At 68.0% G+C, this 26,995-nt stretch carries 21 protein-coding genes, 2 tRNA genes and 1 pseudogene; 8 read left to right on the forward strand and 16 right to left on the reverse strand.

Features of this window, described 5'->3' with window-relative positions; genetic code table 11:
- Position 1: 1 nt before the first annotated feature.
- Positions 2 to 2,320, reverse strand: a complete 2,319-nt coding sequence (locus QE397_RS06030; protein WP_222649312.1) for an EAL domain-containing protein — start codon at positions 2,318 to 2,320, stop codon at positions 2 to 4.
- A gap of 223 nt (positions 2,321 to 2,543) precedes the next feature.
- A tRNA-Ile gene (locus QE397_RS06035) sits at positions 2,544 to 2,617 on the reverse strand.
- Between the two features lie 67 nt (positions 2,618 to 2,684).
- On the opposite strand from QE397_RS06035, the gene QE397_RS06040 reads away from it, so the two are divergent.
- Positions 2,685 to 2,831 carry a hypothetical protein gene (locus QE397_RS06040; protein ID WP_197027787.1) on the forward strand — a complete coding sequence of 49 codons (147 nt, stop codon included), beginning with the start codon at positions 2,685 to 2,687 and terminating at the stop codon, positions 2,829 to 2,831.
- A 3-nt stretch (positions 2,832 to 2,834) separates the two neighbouring features.
- Here QE397_RS06040 and QE397_RS06045 read toward each other — a convergent pair whose 3' ends face one another.
- The 4 genes from QE397_RS06045 to QE397_RS06060 form a co-directional block, all read right to left on the reverse strand.
- Positions 2,835 to 4,664: a bifunctional diguanylate cyclase/phosphodiesterase gene (locus tag QE397_RS06045; protein ID WP_027505748.1), complete on the reverse strand. Its 1,830-nt coding sequence runs from the start codon at positions 4,662 to 4,664 to the stop codon at positions 2,835 to 2,837.
- Between the two features lie 73 nt (positions 4,665 to 4,737).
- Positions 4,738 to 6,843, reverse strand: coding sequence for an Rv1355c family protein (locus QE397_RS06050; RefSeq protein WP_307092335.1), 2,106 nt, complete (start codon positions 6,841 to 6,843; stop codon positions 4,738 to 4,740).
- A gap of 22 nt (positions 6,844 to 6,865) precedes the next feature.
- Positions 6,866 to 7,588, reverse strand: a complete 723-nt coding sequence (locus tag QE397_RS06055; protein ID WP_051613357.1) for a hypothetical protein — start codon at positions 7,586 to 7,588, stop codon at positions 6,866 to 6,868.
- 69 nt (positions 7,589 to 7,657) lie between these two features.
- Positions 7,658 to 8,065: a PAS domain-containing protein gene (locus QE397_RS06060; protein WP_307092336.1), complete on the reverse strand. Its 408-nt coding sequence runs from the start codon at positions 8,063 to 8,065 to the stop codon at positions 7,658 to 7,660.
- A gap of 241 nt (positions 8,066 to 8,306) precedes the next feature.
- Between QE397_RS06060 and QE397_RS06065 the strand changes: the two genes are divergently transcribed.
- Positions 8,307 to 10,151, forward strand: a complete 1,845-nt coding sequence (locus QE397_RS06065; RefSeq protein WP_307092338.1) for a bifunctional diguanylate cyclase/phosphodiesterase — start codon at positions 8,307 to 8,309, stop codon at positions 10,149 to 10,151.
- On the opposite strand, the gene QE397_RS06070 is transcribed toward QE397_RS06065, so the two are convergent.
- Together QE397_RS06070 and QE397_RS06075 are read right to left on the reverse strand one after the other, a co-directional pair.
- On the reverse strand, positions 10,070 to 10,498 hold the full coding sequence (locus QE397_RS06070) for a molybdopterin dinucleotide binding domain-containing protein (RefSeq protein ID WP_307092340.1): 429 nt from the start codon (positions 10,496 to 10,498) through the stop codon (positions 10,070 to 10,072). The genes QE397_RS06065 and QE397_RS06070 overlap by 82 nt on opposite strands.
- Before the next feature lie 430 nt (positions 10,499 to 10,928).
- Positions 10,929 to 12,311, reverse strand: a pseudogene (locus tag QE397_RS06075) (molybdopterin-dependent oxidoreductase); the annotation flags it as partial.
- A 71-nt stretch (positions 12,312 to 12,382) separates the two neighbouring features.
- On the opposite strand from QE397_RS06075, the gene QE397_RS06080 reads away from it, so the two are divergent.
- Together QE397_RS06080 and QE397_RS06085 are read left to right on the forward strand one after the other, a co-directional pair.
- On the forward strand, positions 12,383 to 13,210 hold the full coding sequence (locus tag QE397_RS06080; protein WP_307092341.1) for a serine hydrolase: 828 nt from the start codon (positions 12,383 to 12,385) through the stop codon (positions 13,208 to 13,210).
- A 147-nt stretch (positions 13,211 to 13,357) separates the two neighbouring features.
- Positions 13,358 to 13,861, forward strand: coding sequence for a DUF3145 domain-containing protein (locus QE397_RS06085; RefSeq protein ID WP_307092343.1), 504 nt, complete (start codon positions 13,358 to 13,360; stop codon positions 13,859 to 13,861).
- A gap of 69 nt (positions 13,862 to 13,930) precedes the next feature.
- Here the strand turns inward: QE397_RS06085 and QE397_RS06090 are convergent, their stop codons facing one another.
- From QE397_RS06090 to aceE, 6 genes are all read right to left on the reverse strand, one after another.
- Positions 13,931 to 15,364 (reverse strand): acyl-CoA carboxylase subunit beta, encoded by a 1,434-nt coding sequence (locus QE397_RS06090; RefSeq protein ID WP_307092346.1) that lies wholly within the window; start codon positions 15,362 to 15,364, stop codon positions 13,931 to 13,933.
- 130 nt (positions 15,365 to 15,494) lie between these two features.
- A complete protein-coding gene (locus tag QE397_RS06095) occupies positions 15,495 to 16,745 on the reverse strand; it encodes a KasA/KasB family beta-ketoacyl-ACP synthase (RefSeq protein ID WP_027505755.1) in 1,251 nt (416 codons plus the stop codon).
- Between the two features lie 8 nt (positions 16,746 to 16,753).
- Entirely contained in the window at positions 16,754 to 17,065 is a 312-nt protein-coding gene (gene acpM, locus QE397_RS06100; protein ID WP_027505756.1) for a meromycolate extension acyl carrier protein AcpM, read from the reverse strand.
- A 191-nt stretch (positions 17,066 to 17,256) separates the two neighbouring features.
- On the reverse strand, positions 17,257 to 18,174 hold the full coding sequence (locus QE397_RS06105; RefSeq protein WP_027505757.1) for an ACP S-malonyltransferase: 918 nt from the start codon (positions 18,172 to 18,174) through the stop codon (positions 17,257 to 17,259).
- Positions 18,175 to 18,302: 128 nt separating this feature from the next.
- Positions 18,303 to 19,667 (reverse strand): CdaR family transcriptional regulator, encoded by a 1,365-nt coding sequence (locus tag QE397_RS06110; RefSeq protein WP_081821256.1) that lies wholly within the window; start codon positions 19,665 to 19,667, stop codon positions 18,303 to 18,305.
- A gap of 35 nt (positions 19,668 to 19,702) precedes the next feature.
- Positions 19,703 to 22,489: a pyruvate dehydrogenase (acetyl-transferring), homodimeric type gene (gene aceE / locus QE397_RS06115; RefSeq protein WP_307097380.1), complete on the reverse strand. Its 2,787-nt coding sequence runs from the start codon at positions 22,487 to 22,489 to the stop codon at positions 19,703 to 19,705.
- 370 nt (positions 22,490 to 22,859) lie between these two features.
- Between aceE and QE397_RS06120 the strand changes: the two genes are divergently transcribed.
- The 4 genes from QE397_RS06120 (at position 22,860) to QE397_RS21775 (ending at position 24,156) form a co-directional block, all read left to right on the forward strand.
- Positions 22,860 to 23,282: a DUF3052 domain-containing protein gene (locus tag QE397_RS06120; RefSeq protein WP_027505760.1), complete on the forward strand. Its 423-nt coding sequence runs from the start codon at positions 22,860 to 22,862 to the stop codon at positions 23,280 to 23,282.
- The gene (locus QE397_RS06125) at positions 23,282 to 23,746 is read left to right on the forward strand and encodes a peroxiredoxin (protein ID WP_204868236.1); all 465 of its coding nucleotides are present in this window, start codon (positions 23,282 to 23,284) and stop codon (positions 23,744 to 23,746) included. Before QE397_RS06120 ends, QE397_RS06125 begins: the two co-directional genes overlap by 1 nt.
- A 31-nt stretch (positions 23,747 to 23,777) precedes the next feature.
- Positions 23,778 to 23,849, forward strand: a tRNA-Val gene (locus tag QE397_RS06130).
- 10 nt (positions 23,850 to 23,859) lie between these two features.
- Entirely contained in the window at positions 23,860 to 24,156 is a 297-nt protein-coding gene (locus QE397_RS21775; RefSeq protein WP_373425277.1) for a DUF1272 domain-containing protein, read from the forward strand.
- Between the two features lie 69 nt (positions 24,157 to 24,225).
- On the opposite strand, the gene QE397_RS06135 is transcribed toward QE397_RS21775, so the two are convergent.
- Positions 24,226 to 25,383, reverse strand: a complete 1,158-nt coding sequence (locus QE397_RS06135) for an iron-containing alcohol dehydrogenase (protein ID WP_307092350.1) — start codon at positions 25,381 to 25,383, stop codon at positions 24,226 to 24,228.
- 106 nt (positions 25,384 to 25,489) lie between these two features.
- Positions 25,490 to 26,980 carry a CoA-acylating methylmalonate-semialdehyde dehydrogenase gene (locus QE397_RS06140; protein WP_042575241.1) on the reverse strand — a complete coding sequence of 497 codons (1,491 nt, stop codon included), beginning with the start codon at positions 26,978 to 26,980 and terminating at the stop codon, positions 25,490 to 25,492.
- Between the last annotated feature and the right edge of the window lie 15 nt (positions 26,981 to 26,995).

Consider the following 26,995-nt stretch of genomic DNA (forward strand, 5'->3'; position numbering starts at 1 on the left):
GTCAGCCGGCGCGTCGCTCCAGCAACATCGAGGTGACCTCGTTCGCGCTGGCCGGGTGGGCGAGCCAGAAGCCCTGGGCCAGATCGCAGCCACTGTCCCGCAGACGGTCGAACTGGGCCTGTGACTCGACACCCTCGCCGACGACGGCGACGTCGAACGCGTGTGCCAGGGACACGATGGCGGACACGATGGCCTCGGGCTGCTTGCCCGGCATGGCCTGGATGTACGTCTGATCGATCTTGAACGCCTCGATGACGGGATACCGGCTGAGGTAGGTGACGGAGCTGTGGCCGCTGCCCAGATCGTCCAGGAGGATGGACACGCCCATCTCGTGCAGTTCGGTGAGGGCGTCCCGCACCTGCGCCGTGTCCGCGAGCCACACCGTCTCGGTGATCTCCAGGCCGAGTCGGCCCACCGGCAGACCGGAACTGGCGAGGATGCGGGCGACGCTGGCCACGAACTCGGGCTGGCGAAGCTGCAGGGCACTGACGTTGACTCGCACGCCGACGTCCGAGATGGCCTGCCACTCCGCCGCCTGCACGCACGCGGTGTGCAGAGCCCACAGGCCGAGGGTGTTGATCTGGCCCGTGCGCTCGGCGATCCGGACGAAGGTCTCCGGGCTCACCGAGCCGAGGGTGGGGTGCTGCCACCGCGCGAGTGCCTCCACGGCGGTGATGCGGCCGGTCGCGATGTCGAAGATGGGCTGGTACGCGAGCGTCAGGATCTGGCTGTCGAGAGCCGACCGGAGATCGGCCGACAGAGCCAACTGGTTGCGGCGGTGCTCTCGATCGTCGGTGTCGAACACCGCGACGTTCCCGCGACCGGTGTCCTTCGCGCGATACATCGCCACGTCGGCGCGGCGGATGAGCTCGTTGCCGGGCACGGTGTCGTCCGCCAACGCGACGCCGATGCTCGCGGTGATGCGCAGTTCGTTGCCGTCGACGACGATGGCCGCCCGCACGGCGTCCGCGTAGGCCTGCGCCACGGCGATCGACTCCTCCGGACCGGAGAGGTTCTCGCAGACCGCCACGAACTCGTCGCCGCCCAGGCGAGCCACGGTGTCGCCGGGGCGCGATGCCCGGGTGAGGCGGTTGCCGATGGACACCAGAGCCGAGTCGCCCGCCTCGTGCCCCAGCCCGTCGTTGATGGACTTGAAGTCGTCGAGGTCGATGAGCATGACGGCCGTCGTGGTGGCCTTCGCGACGCCCCGCTCGACGGCGGACTCGATGCGGTCGTACGCCAGTGCGCGATTGGGGAGCCCCGTCAACGGGTCCCGGAGGCTGCGGTAGCGCAGTTCGCTCTCGACGCCGACACGATGCACGGCTGCGGACACGACGTCGGACACCGTGTCGAGGGCGCCGGTGTCGAGCATCGGATTGTCCGGGACCAGAATCGGCGGCCCCGCCGTCGTGATGTCGATGATCGGCACGGACGACCCGGTGGCGGACGAGAGATAGCGCGAGTCGACCCCGAGGACGGTCAACACACCCCACGGCTGGCCGGTGCCGTCGATCGGCACGGCGACCGCGTTGTCGACACCACCCGCGACGAGGGCGGCGACGTCGAACCTGGACTCGTGCGCGTCCCCGGACCACACGATCCGGGTGGCCGATCGGCTGGCGAACGCGGTGATCGAGGAGGGCCCGGTGGCGCACAGATCGTGCGGTGCGTCGTCCCCCGTGGCGGCGACGATCTCGAGAGTGGCAGGCAGGTCGTGCGCGCGGGTGATGACGGCGCACCGCGCCCCGTACAGCGTCACGACGGCGTCGGTGGCCGCCGACAGAAGGTCGTCGAGCCGGCCGCGCAGAGCGAGCCTGCTCAGCTCGGCGACGACCCGCTGCTCGGACGCCCGGAAGGTCGACGCGTCCAGAGCTTTCTGCAGGAGATGGTCGTCGGCATTCTGTGCAGAGGCGTCGCGATGGATCGAGACGACCAGGGACGAGTCGTCGTCGTGGCCGCGTACGGCGAATGCTGAGGTGGACACCGCGAGCCTTTCTCCTGTGAGGTGATGCACCAGTTCTGTTCGGCCGAGCCAAGTTCCGTGGAGCTGGACAGCCGAGAGGATGTCCGTGAGCGTCGTGGGGGGAGTGGGGACGACGACGGCGTCCACGGTCGGTTCGTCCGGCGGCCCGTGCTCACCGCCGTCGAGTCCGAGAGTCCTCGACGCCTCGGGATTCGCGTGGACGATCCGGCCGTCGGACGTGGACACGAGCACCACGTCGGGGGAATGGTCGAACACCGTCGCGAGACCGAGTCGCGAGGACATGAAGGCCTCCGACAGCGTCGGGCGCGGGTCTGATCCATCCTCGTCGGGCATCATCGTCGTTCCTCACGGCTCTGCCGTCGGTCCTGCCTCTCTCGTCACCGTTCGGAGTCGACGAACAGACGGGTGGCCGGGTCGATCGCTTCGAAACAAACCTAGAGTTCAAAATATAGCAGACGAACAGCCGAAACGACGGTGTGTGCGTGTCGGGACAACGGTGTCCCGGCGAGGGGGACGTCCTGGCCTGACGACCGAGGTGCGGGAAGGCGAAGGGTCCGAGTGGGGCGGGCGGGGCTCGAACCCGCGACCAATGGATTATGAGTCCACGGCTCTAACCGACTGAGCTACCGCCCCCGGCGCTGACGCGCGCTCACGATACCTGGGCAGGATCAGCGACGGCGGCCGCGGGTACGCGTGCCGCATGACCGAACCGAACGGCGACTCGCCCGTGTCCGACGAACCCTCGACCTCCTCGGAGAGGCCCTACGACTCCTCGCGCGACCCCGACGCGGACCCGTCGGAACTGGACGACGCGGCCGGAACGCAGCCCGATCAGGCGGAGGGCTGACGTTCAGCTCGGTGTGAGCGTTCCGACTCTCAGCATCTCGAGGACGACGTCGGCGGGCTGGGGGCGGGCGTAGAGGTACCCCTGCGCGCGCGAGCACCCCAGTTCCAGCAACACGGCACGGGCGTCGACGTCCTCGAGCCCCTCCGCGATGAGGTCGAGGTCGTAGGCCCGAGCGAGGGCGGTGACGGCCTCGACGATCGCGCGGTCGTCCCTACTGGTCGCGAGGTGGGTGACGAACTCGCGATCGATCTTGACGGCGTCGACCGGCAGCGTCTTGAGATGCGAGAGCGAGCTGTACCCGGTGCCGAAGTCGTCGATGGCCACGCGTACCCCGAGTGCACGGATGTCGCGCAGAGCCCGTGCGGCCAGGACGATGTCGTGGACCACTGCCACCTCGGTGATCTCGATGCACAGGTACTGCGGCTCGAGGGAGTACCGGGACAACGCCTCTCGTACGGTGTGCACGAAGTCGAGCGAGACCAACTGTGCGGGTGACACATTGACCCGCAGTGCGATGTCCAGTGTTCCCAACGTCGAGCGCCACGACGCGTACGTTCTGCACGCGGTGTGGAGCACCCACCGTCCGAGGTCGGTGGCCAGGTTGACGGCCTCGGCGATGGCAATGAACTCGACGGGCGGCAGCATGCCCCGGGTGGGATGCTGCCACCGCACCAGGGCCTCGACCGCGGTGATGCGGTCGGTCGTGAGGTCGATCTCGGGTTGGAAGTACAGGAGCAGTGACTCGCCCTCGATCGCTGCGCGCAGATGCAGCTCGATGTCGTTCTGCAACTCGTTGCGTTCGCGGATCTCGGAACTGAACAGCGAGACCTGATTGCCCCCGGCCGTTTTGGCGGCCAGCGCAGCCTGGTCGGCGTCCGCGATCACCGAATCGACCGTACCGCTGCCGGGGATGCCCAGTGCGACACCGATACTGGCGGTACGTGAGACGTACTCGCCCGCCATGTCGACCCGTGCGGTCACCACGGTGAGAATGCGGCAGGCCTCGGCGTACGCGTCGTCCTCCGTCATCGGACCGGGAAGAACGACCACGAACTCGTCGCCGCCCCACCGTGCGAGAAGAGTGTCCGCGTCCGAATGCCGCTGCAGCCGTGCACCGACCGTGCGGAGGAACGTGTCACCGGCCGAGTGCCCCAGGAAATCGTTCAGGGCCTTGAGGCGATCGAGGTCGAAGTAGAGCACCGCGAATGCGTCACCGCCCCCGGCGAGTCGAGCGGACAGCAGCTCCGAGACACCCCGCCGGTTGAGCAACCCCGTCAACGCGTCGTGCGTGGCGGCCCACCGCAGGTGCTCCTCGGCGTCGATCCGAGCCTGCAGTTGGGAGAAGAGGGTGGCGATCGCTTTCAGCGCCTCGACCTCCTCGTCGGACCACTCGCGGTCGCCCGACGCGACCAACCCCAGGGTTCCGGTCGTCGTGTCGCGGGTGACGAGCGGGACCGATGCCATCGAGATGCTCTGGTAACCCGAGGCACTCTCGACGCGTCGGCGGTAGTCCTCCATGGCGGGATCGGGGCGGAAGAGCAGCGGCTCCTTGAGGTGCTCCGTCGCGGCGAACACGGGGTCGGCGTCACGAAAGGTGACGGTCCCCAGTGGGTCGGGATCAGGGACGTCGGTACGCGCGGGCCACTCCGCCACCATCACGGTGGCACGGCGTTGCGCGTCGTGATGCCGGAGATAGGCGGCGTCCACGTCGAAGTAGTCGACGAGATTCGAGAGGACCTTCTCGTAGCCCGCACCGACCGTGGCGGCGTTGACGCCGATCAGATGGGTCGCCACCCGGGTCACCAGCACGTCGAAGCTCGGACGGCGCTCCAACGTCGGGTCTCCTCGCGTGGCTGCGGAGCGCTGGACTGCACTCGTTCAGCCGACTGTACCGCGAAGAGTGCCGTCAGCGAGGTCGACGCCGACTTCGAACGGCGGGAATTGCGCAGTGAGACAGTCGCAATACGAGGCCGACCGGTTTGTCTCGCGGCTGACCAGCGGTATCGAGGAAGCGGTGACGCAGTGCGCGTAGTCGCTCGGCGTAACGCGGGGACAGAGCGTCGAATTCGTGCTCCTCCGAGGCGTAGAGGAACACGGGAGACACGGGATGAACTGCCAGACCGTGCAACTCGGCCGTGATCCACGCACGCTCCACTGCACCGCCGGCGACGACGTGATCGCGGCCGGTGGTTCCCGGCGCGAACACGACGAGTACCGCGGACGTGGTCGCCATCCGAGCGCGCGTGTCGTCGCCCAACGCCGTGCCGGTGTCCCAGTCCGCGAGAAGACGCATCACGTCGGGTCGTCGGGCGACGTCGAGCTTGACCAGGTCGGTGGCGTCGAGGGCCAGAGTGGCGACATCGATACCGGTGTCCGGGTCGTCGTCTCCGGGCCACCGCAGTTCGGACATCATCTCGGCGTGCAGCGTGGTGGTGAGGTAGCGGAGTCGGTCCGATTCCGCCAGGATCTCGCCGATCTCGGACAGCGCCGCCCGATCCGTGATCACGATCGCTGAGCCGTCCTCCGCTGCAGCCGCCGCGCGCAGGTCGCGCACGACCTCGTCGGCCAGTGCGGTCGGTGTGCCCGGATGACGGTTCGTCGAACGCCGCATCATGGCCTCGTGGAGGGGAGCGAGGGCAGTGTCCGGCCGTCGCGCCGGTGTCAGGTCGACGCGTACGCGACCGTCCCCCTCGTCGACGACGGTCGGCACCGCCGTGAGTCCGGCTCGGGCCGCGGCGACCCGAGCGTTGAACACCGCGGCGCCCAGGGCGATTCGGCTCCCGCGGTGCGCGACATCGAGACCGGTGGTGCGCAGAGGATCGAGCGTGATCGTGACGACGTCGTCGGACGTGGTCACGATCCACGGCTGAACGTTGCCGCCGGACGGTGCGCGCCGAGCGGCCTCCACCATCGAGTCCACGACCGAGGTCGGTGTCGTGGGCGCCGTCGTCGGTGCCGGCTCGTCGATGGGGTCCCGGGCGCTCTCGGTCGTTCCGAGGGTGTCGAGAGCGCCGTCGACGTCGACACGGGTGCGACCGGACGGTATGGAAAGGCCCAACACGATGCGCCGCACCACCGCTGCGACCGTCGCCCCTCCCAGAGCGACGTCGCTCCCGAGCTGCGGCCACGTCGAGATCGTGCGGTCGACTTCGACCATGGACGCGGCGAACCGCGCGGACACGTCGGATGCACCGAGGATCGACATGACGTGGGGTGCCTTGTCGCGCGTGCTGAGACCGCTGAGGGCGCCCGACGAGAGAGTGCCGACGGCGCCGTGGAAGATCGGACGATCGGGCTCGAGATCGAACCGTTCCACGTCGAGAAGTCCGCGGTCGCTGGTCTCCATGATCACCGGGATGCGATGCCGCTTGGCGGCTTCACGCAGCAGGACCTTCACGTCGAGGGAATCGCATTCCTCGACGACGATGTCGAGGCCGTCCAGGAAGTCGTCGACCGTGTCGGCGGTGATGCCGCGTGCTTCGACGCGCACGGACAGGTAAGGGTCCAGCTCGGCGATGCGCCGGGAGACGATGTCGGTCTTGCTCTCGCCCAGGTCGAGAACGGTCGACGGGATCCGGTTGAGGTTGGAGAGCTCCAACTCGTCGAAGTCGGCGACCCGCAATTCCCCGCACAGTCCCTCGAGGGCCAGGGTGTGCGCGACCGCGTGCCCCACGCTGAGACCCACGACGCCGATCTTCGCCGCGCCGAACCGGTCCTGCTCCTCGGCGGTGATCTTGTTGCGGTTGCGGTCGAGCCGGAGCCGCCGGAACCCGCGAGGCCCGAGAACGCGGACGAGCGTGCGGCGCCACGGATAGTGCACCCAGCGAGGGGATTCGTCCAGAACGTCGTCATCGGGCCGGGGGACCAGCGCGGACAGTCCCCGTGCCTGGGCGTCGAGTGTGTCGAGAACGACGGTCACACCGTCGCCGAGCAGAGACTCGACGACCGCTCGATCGTTCTCCGAGTGTGGATCGAGAACGAGTGCAGCAGAGCCTGTCAGCGCATCGGTCACGAGTCGCTCCTTCGTGTCGGGCCTATGTCGTTCCCGTGGACCAGGTGTGGACCAGTTGCGCTGCCGCGTCGTCGATCCGTCGAGCGTGATGCGCGTGAGCGGTCTCTCGGAACGTGTTCAGATCCCACCAGAGGGCCCTCGTGCTGTAGCGGTCGTCCGGATACGGCGTGGGGTCGATCGTATCGGCCACCACGGCCCCCGACTTCTGCCACATGGACACGGCATGGTCCGCAGCGGTGGAGAGTGCGAAACGCACCCCGAGCAACGAGCACGCCAGCGGTCCTGCGTGCGCGATCATGTCGACGAGACGTTTGTCGCGTGGCGCTGCACGATCCACCCAGCCCGATTTGAGCTCGATGACTCCCTCGCGGAGACGGTCGTTGACAGCGTCTCGCAAGACGTTCCGCGCCAACGGGTTCCGTTGCCACTCCAGGTCGGCGTGCGTCTGACGGGCGTGCTCGTACGGACCCTGGACGCGGATGCCGGCGAGCATGCGCCCGGACGCATCCAGGGCGCACAGAAAGATGGTCGTGTTCCGCCCGTCGCGGATGGTGTCGTACTCGAGGGCGACGGACACGTCGTGCCGCTCGTAACTGATGCGTGCACCTTCGAGGTAGCGACGCCACAGATCCGGGCGGGAGGTGGGGGAGGTGGCGACCACGGTGCACTCGAACACCGGATCGTCGTAGTACCCGAAGGCGTGTGTGGGGCGTGTGTGCGTGGTCGAGAGTGGCGGGGCCGTCATGGTCTGGCGCTCCTGTACTCGGGATGGTCGTCCACCGGGGTTCAGCGGTCGTGCCTCCGGCCCGGCGAGTCAGGCCGCGGGGGCGACCGGCGTCGACTCGACGAGCAGGTATCGACGGTCCCCGACCTGTACCCGGGAGAGTTCGAGATCCACCTCGACGGCCCCACCGTCCTTGCGGACCAGCCGGAGCCGAGCGTCGGCCGAGCCGTCGAGGGCGGCAAACGCCCGCGCGGTCGCATCGGCGAGGGCCTCGGTGTCGGCAGGATGGAGCACTGCGGACGATCCGAGCAGCGCGAGCTCACTCGAGTCGTAGCCGAGCAGGTTGCTGCACGCGGAGTTGTAGAACGCGAGAGCGCCGGAGCCGTCGTGCACCGTCGTCGCCCGGTCGGACCGCACGACTCGGTAGTACAGGGACGAGAGGTCAGGGGCAGCCGTGACCGAGCTCGCTGACGTATTCATCGATACCAGGTCCGACATGGGACCGATAGTGGCACAGTGACTTACGGTTCTGCCACGGTGCAACTGAGGCAAAACCGGTAAAGAGTCGGTTTTTATGTGTGATGTCATGAGTTGCAGGTCACTGCATTTTCGGATCAGATGTTGATCAGAATGCGCGGAAGATGCCTCGAGCTGCGAGTACGACACGCTGCATCGACCGGGTGGGGTGGTGACGGCCGTGCGGGGGCATCGGGCCGATCAGGGGATTTCAGGAGAAGTCATGGATCGGATGGAAGGTCGGACGAGTGTCCGGCGGCCCCTCAACACGCTCGTGTCCGAGTTGGCGACGCGGTTGCTCGGTGCCGACTCCGCGAACGTCGTCGAGGCGTACCGGGCGCTGCTCCGAGACCTGTCCACCGATTTCGGGATGGACACGTGCTTTCTCCGGCACAACGACGAGCGCATCGACGCGTCGATTCTCGTCGCGGAGTGGCCCCCGCGGCCCGTCGTTCCCGACCCGGATCCGTTGGGCGTCGTGTACTTCGACAGAGCGGATCCCGTGTTCGCCCGGTCGCGCAGCCAGACCGAGGTCGAGATCTACAGGCCGAGCGATCAGCCCGAGAACTACCGCGACCGGGTGAAGGACGCATCAGGGGTTCCGGCGACCACGATGGTCGCGGTACCCCTGGTCGGCGACGGCCGCACCCTGGGCGTCCTGGGTTTCGTTCGATTCGCCGACCGCGAGTGGACCGCGGAGGAGCTCGAGGCAGTCACTGCGGTCGGAGCGATGCTCGCCCAGGTGCAGAGGCGCGTGGCCGCGGAGAACGAACTGCGCCACACCGCGATGATCGACGAACTGACCGGGCTGATGAACCGTCACGGGCTCACCGAGCTGCTCGACGGGCGCGCCGGCGACGGCACCGCGGTGGGCGTGCTGTTCGTGGACATCGACCGGCTGGCCGCTCTCAACGACTTCCTCGGCCATCGCATGGGTGACGAGTTCCTGCGCACCGTCGCGGACCGCATCCGCCGCCGACTGCCGGAGGGGGACGTGGTGGCGAGGCTCGGCGGGGACGAGTTCGTCGTCGTCCTCGGTGGTGCGCCCACGGCCGAGGACGGTGCGGATCGTGCGGAGATGGTCCGGTCGGTGGTTGCCGAGCCGATGGTGGTGGGGGACGACAGAGTGACCCGCACCGCGAGTATCGGCGTGGCCGTGGGAACCGCGGATCCGTCGGAGATGCTGCGCCGGGCGGATCAGGCGGCGCTGCACGTGAAGTCGTCGGGTGGCAACGGCGTCGTCCTCTACTCGGACGAGATCGCGGCGACCAACGACCTGCGGACCGACGTCGAGCTGACGCTGGGCCATGCCATCTCTCACGACCGGTTGGTGCTGCACTTCCAACCCGAGGTGGACCTGCGTTCCGGTGAGATCACCGCAGTGGAAGCTCTCGTCCGCTGGCCGCATCCGACCCGCGGCATGCTCGGGCCCGACGTGTTCGTGCCCATCGCCGACGCGGCGAACCTCGCCCCGGAACTCGGGCGCTGGGTCATCGATGCGGCGTGCCGGGCGTATGTGAGCTGGCGGGACGCCACGGGTCGCGCCGACCTGGTTCTGCGCGTGAACATCTCACCGGTCCACCTCGCCGTGCGCGACTTCGCGCAGGAGGTGGCGGACGTCCTGCGGACCCACGGGATCGACCCGGCCTGCTTCTGCCTGGAGCTGTCCGAGGTCGCGGTGGTGGATTCGGTGGCGCGATCGGGCGCAGCCCTCACCTCCCTGCGCGACAGGGGAATCAGGACGGCCATCGACCACTTCGGTGTCGGCTACTCGTCACTGCTGCATCTCAAGAGGTTGCCGCTCGACGTGCTCAAGATCGACAGGCACTTCACCGACGGGCTCGGCGTGGACGGCGACGATCGTGCGCTCGTCTCGGTCATGATCGGACTTGCTCGGTCACTCCGGCTCGACGTCGTCGCCAACGGAGTCGAGACGTCCGCGGCGGCGCGCACTCTGGTCGAGCTGGGCTGCCACCGCGCGCAGGGTCACGCCATCTGTCCGCCCGTCGACGAACCCACCCTCCGCTCGCTGCTCGTCGACGGGACCCGGCTGCTCGACGTGTCCTGATCATCGGTCCTGACGAGCCGGAGCGTCACCGGGACACCGTTGAGGACGGCATTTCCCGCGACGCCCTCGACGCGGTCCGGATCGGTGAGGTCGTTGACGCTCGGTCCGCGGACGTCGCGGGCCACCGTCAGTCGCACACCGTCGCGGTCATGCCCGAAACCGTGCGGGATGCTCACGACGCCGGGCATCACCGAGTCGCTCGCCGTCACCTCGATGCGCACGGAGCCGGCGGCGGACACGACCTCGACGGTGTCCCCGTCGGCGATGCCGAGACGGTCGAGATCGGCGGGATGTGCCAGCAGACCGTGGCGCGGCTTGCCCTTCACGAGACGCGGCGCGTTGTGCATCCACGAGTTGTTGCTGCGAACGTGGCGGCGCCCGATCAGGAGCAGTTCGCCGTCCGCGGACGGGCGTCGCGGCGAGTAGAGCGCTCCGCAGTCTGTCGATGTCCGGGGTGATCACGTCGTGCATCAGACCGATACGCCGATCGCGGGTGAGCAGCTTGCCCGGCAGACCGGGACGCAGCGGACCGAGGTCGGTGCCGTGCGGGTTCTTCCGAAGTGTCCGCAGAGTGACCCCGCGAGCGCGCAGCAGCAGGAGTTCGACCGTTCGGGCGGGGGACAGCCGAGTGCGCACCTCACGAACCACGGCCGCGGCGTTCACCCGACCCAGGGTCCGCGCACGCGTTCCGCGGCGGCGGACGGCGGCGTAGCGCAGACTCAGATCGCGGAAGATCTCCCAGTCGTGGCGCGCGTCGGCCTCTTTCGGCAGGACGGCCGGATTGAACTTGGCGGTGTTCCGCACCGCGAACGTCGAGAAGATCAGGTCGTAGTGGTCCCGCTCGAGGGCCACCGTGGACGGCAGGATGATGTCGGCGTGGCGTGAGGTCTCGTTGACGTAGATGTCGAAGGACACCATGAAATCGAGCCCGGCGAACGCGTCGTCGAGTCGGGGGCCGCCCGGCATCGACAGCACCGGGTTGCCCGACGCCACCACCATGGCGCGGACGCGCCCGGGCCCGTCGGTGGTCATCTCGTCCACGAGGGTCGACGCCGGGAGCTCGCCACTGAACTCGGGCAGATCCCGCACCCGGCTGCGCCACTTGTCGAAATGACCGCGGCCGGTGATCTTGTTCGCGATCAGGTCGACGGCCGGATCGGTGAACAGCACGCCGCCGACCCGGTCGAGATTGCCGGTCAGGATGTTCAGGACGTGCACCGCCCACTGGCACACGGTGCCGAACTCCTGGGTGGAGACACCCATCCGGCCGTAGACCGCGGCCGATCCGGCGCTCGCGAGATCGCGTGCCAGCGTGCGGATCACGTCGGCGTCGATACCGGTGAGAGGTGCCACGGCCTCGGGCGTGAACGCCGCCACCGCCTCGGTCACACCCTCGACGCCGTCGACGTACGGGGCGGGGGTAGCGGCGCCGTCGGCCAGGACGACGTGAACGAGCGCCAGCAGCAGATGAGCATCCGTGCCGGGACGGATGAAGTGGTGGGTGTCGGCGACGTCCGCCGTCTCGGTGCGCCTCGGGTCGATCACCACCATGCGCCCGCCACGTGCGCGCAGTTCCTTCACCCGCTTCCCGAAATCGGGCACCGTCATCATGGATCCGTTCGACGCCATCGGGTTGGCGCCCAGGACGAGGAAGAAGTCGGTGTTGTCGATGTCGGCGATCGGTTGACGGAGCTGATGCCCGTAGAACAACATGTTGGTCAGCTGGTGCGGCAACTGGTCCAGCGACGTGGCGGAGTACCGGTTGCGGGTGCGCAGCATCGACAGGAACGGGATGCCGTGGGTCATGGCGCCGAGACTGTGCACGTTGGGGTTGCCCGCGTAGACACCCACGGCGTCGGCGCCGTGCTCGTCACGGATGGCGGACAGGCGTCGTGCCACGAGGTCCACCGCCTCGTCCCACCCGATCTCGCGCCACCCCGACTCGGTGCGCTGCAGCGGTCGGCGGACACGGTCGGGGTCGTTCAGGATGTCGACGAGCGCGGTCGCCTTGGGGCAGATGTGTCCGCGGGACAACGGATCCTTCTTGTCCCCGCGGACGGACTGCACACCCTCGTCGGTCACCGTGTACTCGAGTCCGCACATGGCCTCGCAGAGGGTGCAGGTGCCGTGGGCGGTGCGGGTGGTTCCAGCCGAGGTCATTCCACGCACGCTAGTCGCGTGTACCCGGACGCATCGAGATTCTGTGACGAGTGTGAATTACAGTCGGGCTCGTGGTCACCGGCAACGCATCCGAGATTCTGTCCTCACTCACCGACTGGCCGGTCCCGGCGGTGTCGGCCGCGGTGATCACCGACGGTCCCGACGTGGCCGCGCGGCACGGTGATCGGGACCGCGTGCAGGAACTGGCCTCGGTCACCAAGCTCCTCGTCGCCTACGCGGCGCTCGTCGCGGTGGAGGAGGGAGCCGTCGAGCTCGACGAGGCGGCGGGACCCGAAGGATCCACCGTCCGACACCTTCTCGCCCACACCTCGGGAGTCGCGTTCGACGACCGATGGCCCACCACGGCGCCGGGGACGAAACGCATCTACTCGAGCGCCGGCTTCGAGATCCTGGCGGAGCACGTGACCGAGCGTTCCGGCATCGAGTTCGGGGAGTACCTGTCCGCCGCCGTGCTCGAACCTTTGGGTATGACCTCGACCGAGCTGCACGGGTCGGCCGGCCACGGAGCCCGGTCCAATCTTCGCGACATGGAGGCGTTCGCGGCGGAACTGCTCGCACCGACGCTCGTCTCCGGCCAGACCGTCGACGAGGCGACGAGCGTGCAGTTCGAGGGACTCGGAGGCATCCTCCCCGGGTACGGGTCGCAGCGACCCAACGACTGGGGTCTGGGCTTCGAACTCCGTGATCACAAGTCGCCGCACTGGACGGGGGAGACGAACTCGGCGCGCACGTTCGGGCACTTCGGGCAGTCGGGAACGTTCCTCTGGGTGGACCCCGAAGCCCGCGTCTCGTGCGTCGTGCTCGCCGACCGCGCCTTCGGGGACTGGGCCAAGCCGCTGTGGACCGCGTTGGGTGACACGGTGCTCGCGGGCGTGTGACCCGCCGCGACACGCCGCTGAAACCCACGCGACACACCGAACGACTGGTGTAACAGGGGTAACTCGAGGCACACTGGTAGAAGCCGTACATCAGCAGACGCGTCAGGCCGTTGGGGAAGACGTCCCTCGTCGAAGCTGGAGGCAACGGTGAACGCACTGAACCAATTCGCGGACTCGACCACGGGTGTCGTCTACATTCACTCGTCGCCGGCCGCGCTGTGCCCGCATGTCGAATGGGCGCTGTCCGATGCGCTCGACTGCCGAGCAAATCTCAAGTGGACCGCGCAGCCCGCGTTCGACGGTCAACTGCGGGCCACCACCAACTGGACCGGCCCCGTGGGCACCGGCGCCCGGTTGGCCAGCGTGCTGCGCTCATGGCAGATGCTGCGTTTCGAGGTCACCGAGGACCCCAGTGAGGGTGTCGACGGTGAACGCTTCGCGCACGTGCCCGGCCTCGGCCTGTGGCACGGCGCCACCAGTGCCAACGGCGACGTCATGGTGGGCGAGCAGCGACTGCGGTCGATCCTCGAAGAAGGACGCGGCGACGTGTACGCGCAGCTGGATCACGTTCTCGGTACCGCCTGGGACGCGGAGCTCGAACAGTTCCGTCTCGGTGGAGTCGGCGGAGAGGTCACCTGGCTCGCGAGTTAGTGGGCCTCCGGCCCCCGTGAGCCTTTTGCGCATCCAGGGATGCGCGAAAGGCTCACGGGGCGACGCCACTCAGAGCGGGATGTTCTTGTGGCGACCACGGCGCGCCGGGGCGTCCGCCAGCGCGCGGGTGAGAGTGCTGCGGGTGGCGGCCGGATCGATGATCGCGTCCACGACGCCGATGCCCACGGCCCGCTCGACACCACCGGCGATGGCCTCGTGCTCGGCCGTCAGACGGTCGTGCAGCGCCTCGCGCTCGTGATCGGGCGCCGCTGCCAGTGCCTTCTTGTGCAGGATGCCCACGGCCGCCTTGGCGCCCATGACCGCGACCTCGGACTCCGGCCAGGCGTAGACGGCCGTTGCTCCGAGAGCCCGTGAGTTCATCGCGATGTACGCGCCGCCGTAGATCTTGCGGGTCACCAGTGTCACGCGGGGCACGGTGGCCTCGGCGAACGCGTGCAGCAGTTTGGCGCCGCGGCGGACCACGCCCTCCCACTCCATGCTGACGCCCGGGAGGTATCCGGGGACGTCCACGACGACGACGAGCGGGATGCCGAAGGCATCGCACAGGCGGACGAAGCGGGCGGCCTTCTCGGCGGACTCGGAGTTGAGGCACCCACCGAGGCGGATCGGGTTGTTGGCGATGACACCGACCGAGCGACCGCCGAGGCGGCCGAGCCCGGTGACGATGCTGCGCGCCCAACCACCCTGGAACTCCTCGAAGGACGACTCGCCCTCGACGTTGTCGAGTAGCTCGTGGACGACCGGGTGCACGTCGTACGCGCGGCGGTTCGACGCGGGCAGGAGTGCCTTGAGATCGGTGTCGCCGTGCTGGGCGGCGGCCAGGTCGAACTCGCCCTGCTCACTGAACATCGACACGAGCCGACGTCCCCGTGCGAGGGCGTCGAGTTCGTCGTCGGCGACGATGTGGCAGACGCCGGACTTGCGGAAGTGGGTGTCGGGCCCACCGAGCGAGGCCATGTCGACCTGCTCGCCGGTGACGCTGCGCACCACGTCGGGACCGGTCACGAAGACCCGGCCCTCGGGGGCCATGATCACGACGTCGGTGAGCGCGGGGCCGTACGCGGCGCCGCCGGCGGCGAATCCGAGCACGACCGAGATCTGCGGAACGGTGCCCGACGCACGGACCATGGCCTCGAAGACCAGCCCGACGGCGTGCAGGGCCTCGACGCCCTCGGCGAGACGGGCCCCACCGGAGTGCCAGATGCCGACGATGGGCGCTCCGGAGTCGAGGGCCTCGTCGATGGCGGAGACGATGTGCTTGCAGCCGTCGACTCCCATGGCGCCGCCCATGACGGTGGCGTCGGAGCAGTAGGCGATGGTGTGGACTCCGTCGATCTCACCCGAGGCGGCCAGCACACCGGACTTGTCACGGTCGTGCAGCGGGGTGGTCGTACCGGAGTCGAAGAGCTTCTCGAGACGAGCGAGGGGGTCGCGCGGGTCACGCGACGAGGAGTGGCGGGTGTGCGGAGCGAGGACGGTCATCGTGTTCTCCCCTTCATACTGCCGCTCCCGGCAGGGGAGTGGTGGTGCGGGCGAAGATCCGGCGACCGCGGTCGCCGGACCTCCGCCCTCGTGCGCGTACGACTGTCACGCCGTGACGGCTGCGGAGCCGTCAGTGGCGTCCGAAGGCGAGCGCAACATTGTGCCCACCGAATCCGAACGAGTTGTTCAGTGCGTATTCGATCTCGCCGCGACGGGCCTCGCCCGACACGACGTCGAGGTCGATCTCCGGATCCTGGTTGTCCAGGTTCAGCGTGGGCGGAACGATCCCGTCCCGGATGCTGAGCACTGTCAGGATCGACTCCAGGGCGCCGACAGCGCCGATGGAGTGCCCGAGGGCCGACTTCGGTGCGTACACCGATGCGTGGTTGCCCACCGCAGCGTTGATCGCGGTGGCCTCGGCCGTGTCCCCGATGGGAGTGGCCGTGGCGTGGGCGTTGACGTGCGAGATGTCCTGCGCCGTCAGTCCCGCCGTCTCGATGGCCCGGCGCATCGCACGCGCCGCACCGGTTCCGGCCGGATCGGGAGCCACCAGGTGGTACCCGTCCGAGGTGATGCCGGCGCCGAGAAGGCGAGCATGGATCGTCGCGCCGCGAGCCTTGGCGTGCTCCTCGCTCTCGATCACCATGAGCGCACCGGACTCGCCGAAGACGAAGCCGTCACGATCCTTGTCGAACGGCCGCGAGGCCGCCTGCGGATCGTCGTTGCGTGTGCTCATGGCACGCATCATCGAGAAGGCCGCGATCGGTACCGCGTCGATGTGTCCCTCGACCCCACCCGTGACCATGATGTCCGCGTCGCCCATGACGATCATCCGCCATGCGTGAGCGATCGCTTCCGATCCCGACGAGCATGCCGACACCGGTGTGATGACACCGGCGCGTGCACCCAGGTCGAGCCCCACGACAGCCGACGGTCCGTTCGGCATGATCATCTGCACGGCGAGCGGGGACACCTTGCGGTACCCGCCCTCGCGCATCTTCTTGTCGGCGTCGAGCAGTGCGTCTCCGCCGCCCAGGCCGGTGCCGATCGAGACGCCGAACCGCTCCGAGTCGACCTCGGGGCTGCCGGCGTTCTTCCACACCTCCTTGCCCAGGACGTATGCCATTTGCTCGACGTAGCTCATGCGTCGTTGCTCGACGCGAGAGAGAAGAGTCGATGGATTGACGGCCAGATGGCCGCCGATGCGAACCGGAAGGTCGAACTCGGTGACGAAATCGTCCTCGAGCACGTCGATGCCGCTCTCCCCGTTCAGCAGTCCCTTCCACGTCGCGTCGACGTCACCGGCGATGGAGGTGGTCACCGCCAGGCTGGTCACGACGACGTTGCGGAAGCCCCCGTTGGCTGTGCTGGGCGTGGTCACGGTCGTGCTCACTCGCCTGCGGAGTCGCTCTGGTTGTCGAGCTTCGCCTTGATGGCCTCGGCGGCCTCGGGGTTCTCGGCTTCAAGCTTCTGGATGTAGTTCACGGCGTCGCCGACGGTGCGGAGGCTGGCGAGATCCTCGTCGGGGATCTTGACGCCGTACTTGTCCTCGGTCTGCACTGCGATCTCGACCATGGAGAGGGAGTCGATGTCCAGGTCGTCGACGAACGACTTCTCGACGGTCACCTCGGACGGCTCGATGCCGGTGACCTCTTCGATGATCTCGGCGAGTCCGGCGATGAGTTCTTCCTGCGTGGCCACGGAGTGGCTCCCTTCGTGTAAGGAACTGTGCACACGGCGCGACTGTGCGCCGGTGCGGATGCTGTCTCGACGAACGCTCGTTCTCGAGTCGGGCCGGCTACGTACCGGCCCCGCTCACCTCACGACGTGCGGTGAGCGATGCGCATCCCCGGCCCGGTCCGTGACGGACCGGCGGGGTTGCGCGCAGTAACCTAACCGACCGATACCGGGGCGGTGAGGCCGGAGACGTCCTCCGGAGTCTTGAGGGCGACCGTCGGGGTGCCGCGCATCTCGCGCTTGGCGATCCCGACGAGGGTGCCGGCCGGCGGGAGCTCGACGATCGAGGCGACCTCGGCCGCGCGCAGCGTCGCTGTGCACAGATCCCACCGGACGGGCCGGGTGACCTGGCCGGCGAGCTTGGCCAGTGCGTCCGCGCCGGAGGTGACCTCGCGGCCGTCGAGGTTGGAGAGCAGGCGACGCGTCGGATCGGACGGCGTGATGGAGGCAGCTGCGGCGACCACGGCGTCCTGCGCGGGTGCCATGAAGCGCGTGTGGAACGCGCCGGCGACGGGCAGCGGGCGAATGCGTGCCTTCTCGGGCGGGTTCGCGGCGAGCTCGGCGAGGTCGGTGAGGAGACCGGCGGCCACGATCTGGCCGGCGGCGTTCCGGTTGGCGGCCTCGAGGCCGAGCTCGGTCAGACGCTCGAGTACCGCGTCTTCGTCGCCACCGAGCACGGCGGACATGCCGGTCGGAGCCAGTGCGCAGGCCTTGGCCATCTCGGCGCCGCGGATCGCGGCGAGAGCGACCGCGTCGTCGGCGGAGATGACGCCCGCGACGGCGGCTGCGGCGAGTTCACCGACGGAGTGGCCGGCGACGACCATGTTCTCCGGCAGTCCGTGCGTGCGCTCGATCTCCTCGAAGGCGAGGAGCGCAGCGGCCACGACGAGCGGCTGGGTCACGGCGGTGTCGGTGATCTCCTCCGCCGTGGCGGTGGTTCCGAGCCGCGTCAGGTCGAGGCCCGACGCCTGCGACCAGAGGGCGAGACGATCCGCGGCCCCGGGGAGTCCGAGCCACGGCACGAGCATGCCGGGTGTCTGAGAGCCCTGTCCGGGCGAAAGCACTGCAATCACGGAACTAAGAAAACACTGTGAAGGCCGTTTCAGGAGATGTTCTACGCGATGAACCTTGTCGGTCGTATTTGTCAGAACCCTACAAACGCCCTGCAGGATGGGTCGCATCGCTCCTGGCGCAAGATCCGTTACTGTATGAGATTCCCAAATGTTCCGGCTGTGACTGTTGTTATCGGTGATGGGCTTTCGTTATGGGATTGCGACAGGCGACCCACTGTTGCCGCGATTCTCAGGACGTACGCATCACGGGCATTGGTCGGATCCCGACCAGTCACCTCCGCGATTCGCTTGAGCCGATATCGCACAGTATTTGGATGAACAAACAGTGACCTGGCACACGTCTCGACCGCTCCGCCGCAATCGAGGTACGCATCGAGCGTGTCCGAGAGTGCCGATCCGGCAGCCTGGAGCGGCTGGACGATGAGCTCGTTGAGCGACGTGACCGCCGCCTGATCGCCCAGCAACGCTCGTTCCGGCAATAGTTCACCCGCGTGCACCGGCCGCGGTGCTCCCCGCCATCCGACCACCGCCTGCATCCCCGCGAACGCCTCCACGGCACTCGAGTGCGCGGCGCCGAGGGTGCGGGTCGTCGGGCCGATGACCACCGGGGTGTCGGAGAAGTTGCGCATGAGGTCGTCGAGGAAGGCGGCACTGGTCGGGTCGCCGGAGAGATGACCGGAGACCACCATGACCAGACGCGTGCCCTGCACGACGGCGAGCGCGGCGCGATGGTGGCGCTGCGCCACCGTGTGCACGGTCCCGACGACGGAGACGCCCTGATCCGGTGGAGGCGATCCGACGAGCACGGTGGCCGGCGCGGTCGCGTCCCAGTTGAGGGTCGCGGCACGCGAGAGCATGTCCGAGCCGGTGTCGCCGCGGACGACGGCGTCCACCACGAGGGCCTCGAGCCGGGTGTCCCACGCGCCACGCGACTCGGCCGCGCTCGCGTACACCGACGCGGCGGCGAATCCGAGCTCGCGCCCGTAGCGCAGCACTGCTTCCGTGAGCGCGACGAGTTGCTGATCGTTGCGCGCCAGGGCCGGGAGCCATTGCTCGAAGAACTCCATGGCGACCCGGACCATGTCGACGGTCTGCCGCAGAGTCAGGCGCCGCGCCAGATCCTGCGGGATGACCTGGAACGCGTCGAGGCTGAAGCGGATGTCGCTGTCGGGGTTCTGCAACCACTCGAGGAAGTTGACGACGGCCGTCTGCACGAGCATCTGCACACTCGCGCGCTGCGACGCATCGAGGTCGCTCACGAACGGCAGCTGATCCTGCATCTGGGTCAGCGCCTCGGTGGAGAGCCTGCTGGAGAACTGCTTCACCCGTCGCAGCAGTGCATCGGGAAGCGGGACTCGTTGTTGTCTCGCGCGGATCGCGCCACCGGGTCGGTGGGCCTCCGCGGCGGCGCGGCGGAGCTCGCGGCGTTCCCGGACACGCTCCGATTCCCCCTCCGGCGAACCGTCGGGGGAATCGGGAGCGATGTCGGCCATGGCCACGAACTTACGCGGCGTGCCTGGTGCAACTGTCAGGCGACGCCCGGATCGGCCGTGGAGATCGGAGCGGCCAGGACGTCGTCGATCTGGTAGCGCTCGGCTGCCTCGACGGCCTTGTCCTTGTCCACCTCACCCGAGCGGGCGAGCGCGGACAGCACGGCGACGACGATCGACTCCGCGTCGACGTTGAAGTGCCGCCGTGCCGCGGTGCGGGTGTCGGAGAAGCCGAACCCGTCGGTGCCCAGCGTCGTGTAGTGACCGGGAACCCACTGACGGATCTGATCCGGAACAGCACGCATCCAGTCCGACGCGGCGACGAAGGGTCCCTCCGCCTCCTGCAGCTTGCTGGTGACGTACGGGACTCGCGGCTCGTCGCCGGGGTTGCGCAGGGCCTCGGTCTCGGCGTCGACACCGTCGCGGCGGAGTTCGCCCCAGCTGGTCACCGACCAGACGTCCGCGGACACGCCGTAGTCCTCGGCGAGGAGTTCCTGCGCACGCAGCCCGGACGGCATGCCCACACCGGAGACCAGGATCTGTGCCTTCGGGCCGCCGGCCTTGCCCTTCTGGAACAGATAGATGCCCTTCAGCAGACCCTCGACGTCGAGGTTCTCGGGCTCCGCCGGCTGGCGGTACGGCTCGTTGTACAGAGTGATGTAGTAGAAGATGTTCTCTCCACCGAATCCCTCCACACCCTCGGTGCCGCCGTACATCCGGCGCAGACCGTCCTTGATGATGTGCGCGATCTCGAACGAGAACGCCGGGTCGTACGCGACGGCCGCCGGGTTGGTCGCCGCGAGCAACAGCGAGTGTCCGTCGGCGTGCTGTAGGCCCTCACCGGTGAGTGTGGTGCGGCCGGCGGTGGCGCCGAGCACGAAGCCGCGGGCCATCTGGTCGGCAGCGGCCCAGAGGCCGTCGCCGGTCCGCTGGAAACCGAACATCGAGTAGAAGATGTACAGCGGGATCATCGGTTCGCCGTGAGTGGCATACGACGTGCCGACGGCCGTGAAGGACGACGTCGAGCCGGCCTCGTTGATGCCCTCGTGCAGGATCTGGCCGGTGACGTTCTCCTTGTAGGCGAGCATCAGTTCCGAGTCGACCGAGGTGTAGAGCTGGCCGTTGCGGTTGTAGATCTTGAGCGACGGGAACCACGAGTCCATACCGAAGGTGCGGGCCTCGTCGGGGATGATCGGCACGACGCGATGGCCGATCTCCTTGTCGCGAAGAAGTTCCTTCATGACGCGGACGAGCGCCATGGTCGTCGCGACCTCCTGCTTGCCGGAGCCCTTCATGATCGACTTGTAGGTCGAGTCGGGCGGCATGGGCAGCGGCTTCGCCGACGTGCGACGTTCCGGGACGTATCCGCCCAGGGCCTTGCGGCGATCGAGCATGTACTGGATCTCGGGGGAGTCCTCGCCCGGGTGGTAGTACGGGGGCAGGTACGGATCCTTCTCGAGCTCCTCGTCGGAGATCGGGATGTGCTGGATGTCGCGGAACGCCTTCAGGTCGTCCAGCGTCAGTTTCTTCATCTGGTGGGTCGCGTTGCGGCCCTCGAAGTGCTTGCCCAGCGTGTAGCCCTTGATGGTGTGCGCCAGGATCACCGTCGGCTGGCCCTTGTGCTCCATCGCGGCGGCGTACGCGGCGTGGACCTTGCGGTAGTCGTGGCCACCGCGCTTGAGGTTCCAGATCTCGGCGTCGCTCAGATCCTTGACCAGTTCCTTGGTCCGCGGATCGCGACCGAAGAAGTTGTCGCGGACGTAACTGCCGTCGTTGGCCTTGTACGTCTGGAAGTCGCCGTCGGGCGTGGTGTTCATCAGGTTCACCAGGGCGCCGTCGCGGTCCTTGTGCAAGAGCGTGTCCCACTCGCGGCCCCACACGACCTTGATGACGTTCCAGCCGGCGCCGCGGAAGAACGACTCCAGTTCCTGGATGATCTTGCCGTTGCCGCGCACCGGGCCGTCGAGGCGCTGCAGGTTGCAGTTGACGACGAAGGTCAGGTTGTCCAGACCCTCGGTGGCAGCCACGTGAGCGAGGCCTCGCGACTCCGGCTCGTCCATCTCGCCGTCGCCGAGGAACGCCCACACGTGCTGATCGGTGGTGTCCTTGATGCCGCGGTCGGCGAGGTAGTGGTTGAAGCGCGCCTGGTAGATGGCGTTCATCGGGCCGAGGCCCATCGACACCGTCGGGAACTCCCAGAAGTCCTGCATCAGACGCGGGTGCGGGTACGACGGCAGGCCGCCGCCCTGATCCGCGTGGCTGTACTCCTGGCGGAAGCCGTCCATGCGCTCGGCTGGAATGCGACCCTCGAGGAACGCGCGGGCGTAGATGCCGGGGGAGGCGTGGCCCTGGATGAAGATGTGGTCACCGCCGCCCGGGTGGTCCTTGCCGCGGAAGAAGTGGTTGAAGCCCACCTCGTACAGAGCAGCGGACGAGGCGTACGTGGAGATGTGGCCACCGACGCCGACGCCGGGGCGCTGCGCTCGGTGCACCATGATCGCGGCGTTCCAGCGGATCCAGGCGCGGTAGCGGCGTTCCATGGACTCGTCGCCGGGGAACCACGGCTCGTTCTCGGTGGGGATGGTGTTGACGTAGTCGGTCGACGTCAGCGCGGGAATGGACACACGCTTCTCGCCGGCACGCTCGAGCATGCGCAGCATCAGGTAGCGGGCGCGCTGCGGCCCGGAGCGCTCGAGGAGCTGGTCGAAGGATTCCATCCACTCGTCGGTCTCGTCACTGTCGATGTCCGGAAGGTACGACGCCACCCCCTCTCGGATGACGCGAACACGGCCGTCCGTGCTCGCCTTCCTGGCGACAGCGCCCATCGCGGCGTCTGCCGCGTCGGTGCGCTCTTCCTTCGTCGATTCCGACAACGTGTGTTCTCCTCGATGTGGCGGGAGCATGGTGTGCTCCCGGTCCAGTGCGAGCCGGTCCTGTGACGCCGGCCCGCTGTGCAGCTTCACGGTGATCTGGGTCAATCTCGGGTGATCGAGGTCAATCCTGCCCCATCGGACCCCGCTTGGTGCAGGTGGTTCCCGATTGGGTAAGCGTGAAATCAATGCAACGGAAAAACGCGCAGATCGCCGCGTCGGCTTGCGCCGGGGCGCCCGACCCTGTTCGCTTTGACTACTGCACACTTTGCTGTATCGCCCGGTCGGTCTCGATCGGGTTCACGACTCGAAGGAGGACACGACCGTGGTCGCCGCGGCGGACGCCCAGAACTATGCCCAGAAGCTCGGAGTCACCCGCGACATGGTCGTGCAAGAGTTGGGTTGGGACGAGGACACCGACGACGACTTGCGGGCCGACGTCGAGGAGATGATCGGCGGCGAGACCGTCGACGAGGATTCCGACGAGGTGGTCGACGTCGTGCTGCTGTGGTGGCGCGACGGGGACGGAGACCTGGTCGACGCCCTCATGGACGCCATCACCCCCCTCTCCGACGACGGTTTCGTGTGGGTCCTCACTCCCAAGACAGGCCAGTCCGGCCATGTCGAGCCCAGCGAGATCGCCGAGTCCGCACCCACCGCGGGCCTCACCCAGACCTCCACCACGAACCTCGGTGCGTGGATCGGCAGTCGGCTGGTGCAGCCCAAGGCTCAGCCCACGAAGCGCTGATGACGCTCGAGGTGGGAGTCGAGGCTCCCGACTTCACGTTGAAGGACCAGAACAACCAGCCCGTCACGCTGTCGGACTATCGCGGCACCAAGAACGTGCTGCTGATCTTCTTCCCGCTCGCGTTCACCGGCACGTGCCAGGGTGAACTCTGCCGGGTGCGCGACGAGCTGCCGAAGTTCGAGAACGACGACACCGCAGTGCTCGCCGTCTCGGTCGGTCCGCCTCCCACGCACAAGATCTGGTCCGCCGAGCAGGGATACACGTTCCCGCTCCTGTCGGACTTCTGGCCGCACGGCGCCGTGGCGCAGCAGTACGGCGTGTTCAACGAGGACCTCGGGTTCGCCAACCGCGGCACCTTCCTCATCGACACGTCCGGAGTGGTGCGGTTCGCCGAGATGATGGGTCCGGGCGAGGCCCGTGACCAGGGGGCTTGGGAGAAAGCCCTCGCCACGCTAGATTCTTGAGCGCGTTCCCCGGCTCGGTCGGGGAACGACGGGGCGTATAGCTCAGCGGTAGAGCTCTGGTTTTACACACCAGCGGTCGGGGGTTCGAACCCCTCTGCGCCCACATCATGGACATGCGGCCCAATTGCGAACGGTGCGACGTGGATCTGCCCCCGTCATCCGTCGACGCTCATGTCTGCACCTACGAGTGCACCTTCTGCACCGCCTGCGTGACGCGCCTGGCGAACGTGTGCCCCAACTGCGGTGGCGGATTCGCCCCTCGCCCCATACGCCCTGCCCGCGAATGGCGCCCCGGCTTGTCGGTAGCCCTGCGTCCCGGTTCTACGGTGCGAGTGCACACCCCGTACAGCGAGGCCGAGTTGGACGAGTTCGTGGACCGGGTGAAGGGTGTGCCGCCGGCTGAGCGGTGAACGGGGCTGACCGCCGGGCGCAGCGCGCGGCGGACCAAGCAACCCGGCGGAACAAGCAACCGGGTGGCGTCAGAACACCTGCCGGTACAACTCCTCGATCTGCTGCGCGGTGGGGACGACCGGGTTGTTGTTCGGCGAGCCCGAGGCAAGTGCCTGCTCCGCCATCAACGGGACGAGCTTCTCCCACTTGTCCGCATCGAGACCGTGCGCGCTCGGGGATGGCACTTCGACCGTCGCGCAGAGGTTCTCGATGTAGGTGACCAGTGCTGCCGAGGCCACGTCGTCGCCGTCACCCTCATGTGCGGCGCCGAGTTGCCGCGCGCACTCCGCGTACCGCTCCGGGGCGCCGGGGATGGAGAACGCGGTGACGGCGGGCAGCAGCATCGCGTTCGACAAGCCGTGTGCGACATGGAAGTGGCCACCGATGGGGCGGCTCATGCCGTGCACCAGACACACGCTCGCGTTGGAGAACGCCATGCCGGCCTGGGTGGATGCGGCCATCATCGCGGCGCGCGCCTCGGCGTCGTCCCCGTCGGTGTACGCGCGAACGAGGAACTTCCCGATGGTGCGCATCGCGTTCAGGGCCAGGGCGTCGGAAATCGGGTTGGCCTTCTTGCTGACGTACGCCTCGATCGCGTGGGTCAACGCGTCGACACCGGTGTCCGCGGTGAGGCGTGGCGGCATGGACATCGTGAGTTCGGGGTCGACGACGGAGGCGATGGGGAGGAAGGACAGGCCGGGGCACAGCATCTTCTCGTCCGACTCGCTGTCGGTGATGACGGTGAACTGCGTTGCTTCCGAACCGCTTCCGGCCGTGGTCGGGATGGCGATGATGGGCAGCGCCGGTCCGGTGTACGGGCCGGGTGCCTTGTAGTCGCGCATGACGCCGCCGCCCTTGCTCAGCACCGACAGTGCCTTCGCGGTGTCCATGGGGCTCCCGCCGCCGAAGCCGATGACGGCGTCCGCGTCGTGCGCTGCGACGGCGGCGACCCCGGCGGTGAGGGAGTCGGTGGTGGGGTCGGGAACCGTCTCGGCGAACAGCGCGCCGGTCTTTCCGGCGGCCGCGATGATGCCCATGACGCGGTCCGCTGCACCCGTGCTGACCATGAACTTGTCGGTCACGAGGAGGGGGCGCTCGACTCCGAGGTCGTCGAGTACCTGGCCGAGGTCCTCGACGGCGCCGGGTCCCATACGCAGGAAGCGGGGAAAGGAAATGGATGTCGACATCGTCGTCGTGCTCCTTCTCGTGGTCGGGCGGTGCGTGATGCGGAAATGCCGATGCCGCACCGCCTCCCGAACTGCGGAGAGACGATGCGGCGCGGCGTGGACCTGACTAGTCGTTCTCGGGGAATCCCAGGTTGATGCCGCCGTGGCTGGGGTCGAGCCAGCGGGAGGTGACGGCCTTGGCGCGGGTGAAGAAGTGCACGCCCTCGGTGCCGTGGGCGTGGGTGTCGCCGAAGAGGCTGTTCTTCCAGCCACCGAAGCTGTAGTAGGCCATGGGAACCGGGATCGGCACGTTGATGCCGATCATGCCGACCTCGACCTCGTTCTGGAAGCGTCGAGCGGCGCCACCGTCGTTGGTGAAGATGGCGGTGCCGTTGCCGTAGGGGTTGTCGTTGATGAGCTGCAGTGCCTCGTCGTACGTGTCGACGCGGACCACGGAGAGGACGGGTCCGAAGATCTCGTCGGTGTAGATGCTCATCTCGGGGGTGACGTGGTCGATGAGGGTGGGTCCGAGCCAGAAGCCCTCGTCTCCGCCGTCGGCCTTCACGGTGCGGCCGTCGACGACGATGGTGGCGCCGGACTCCTCGCCCGCGTCGACGTAGGAGGCGACCTTGTCGCGGTGCGCCTTGGTCACCAGCGGACCCATGTCTGCGCCACGGGTGCCGTCGCCGGTCTTGAGCGGGGTGGTGCGCTCGGCGATCTTGGCGACCAGCTCGTCTGCGATGTCGCCGACCGCGACGAGGGCGGAGATGGCCATGCAGCGCTCACCGGCGGAGCCGAAGCCGGCGTTGACCATGGCGTCGGCGGCGAGGTCGAGGTCGGCATCGGGGAGCACGATGGCGTGGTTCTTGGCGCCGCCGAGGGCCTGGACGCGCTTGCCGTGCGAGGTGCCCGTGGCGTAGACGTACTGCGCGATGGGGGTGGAGCCGACGAAGCTGATGGACTTGATGTTGCGGTTCTCGAGCAGCTCGTCGACGGCCGTCTTGTCACCCTGGAGAACGTTGAACACGCCGTCGGGCAGGCCCGCTTCCTTCCACAGCTCGGCGATCCAGATGCTCGCCGTCGGGTCCTTCTCGGACGGCTTGAGCACGACGGTGTTGCCGGCGGCGATGGCGATGGGGAAGAACCACATCGGCACCATGGCTGGGAAGTTGAACGGGCTGATGATGCCGACGGGTCCGAGCGGCTGGCGCAGGGAGAAGACGTCGACTCCGGTGGAGGCGTTCTCGGTGAAGCCGCCCTTGAGCAGATGCGGTATACCGCAGGCGAATTCGACGACTTCCTGGCCGCGGCTGATTTCGCCGAGCGCGTCGGAGAGGACCTTGCCGTGCTCGGCGGTGATGATCTCGGCGAGTTCGCCCTTCTTCGCGTTGAGCAGCTCGCGGAAGTTGAAGAGGATCGCGGTGCGCTTGGACAGCGAGGTGTCGCGCCAGGCGGGGAAGGCGGCGGTGGCCGAGTCGATGACGACGCGGGCATCCTCGACGGTGGCGAGAGCGAGCTCGCCGGTGACCTGACCGGTGGCCGGGTTGGTGACGGGGGAGGTCTTGTCGGAGGTGCCGGCGAACGGCTTGCCGTCCACCCAGTGCGTGATCGTGTTCACGGAGATTCCTTCGGT

Origin of the sequence: Rhodococcus sp. SORGH_AS_0301, from assembly GCF_030818285.1 — a bacterium.
GTDB lineage: Bacteria > Actinomycetota > Actinomycetes > Mycobacteriales > Mycobacteriaceae > Rhodococcoides.